The sequence below is a fragment of the Pseudoalteromonas sp. GW168-MNA-CIBAN-0100 genome (assembly GCF_040309225.1).
In the GTDB taxonomy this organism is placed as follows: domain Bacteria; phylum Pseudomonadota; class Gammaproteobacteria; order Enterobacterales; family Alteromonadaceae; genus Pseudoalteromonas; species Pseudoalteromonas arctica.
Window position 1 is genome coordinate 1 of sequence record NZ_JBEOOL010000277.1, and the last position, 339, is coordinate 339.

The following is a 339-nucleotide window of genomic DNA, read 5'->3' on the forward strand; positions in this document are numbered from 1 at the left end:
TATCTAAACCCATTGCTTTACTTTGCTGTAATAACTGATTTAGCGACTCGTCATGTTTAATTTCGTGAGTGGTTTCTTTTACTTTAGTCCACGCTTTATCTAGCTCTTGCTGCACTTGAGCACCGGTGTCTTTAGCGTCTTCTTTGATCTCTTTGGCATCTTCACACGCGGTTAATGTAAGTAAAGTGCCTAATAATGCTAAACCTGCTAATTTATTCATGTGTAATTTTTCCATCGATATAAAATAATATTTAACACCATTATAAGTAACGAAAATGAACATACCCGTAACAAAACGATTAAATTTTAAATTAATGGATAAAAGTGATTGCCCTAAGC

At 33.9% G+C, this 339-nt stretch carries 1 pseudogene; it reads right to left on the minus strand.

What is annotated here, in order from left to right:
• A pseudogene (locus AAEY62_RS21100) lies at positions 1–220 on the minus strand (hypothetical protein); the annotation flags it as partial.
• Positions 221–339: the final 119 nt, after the last annotated feature.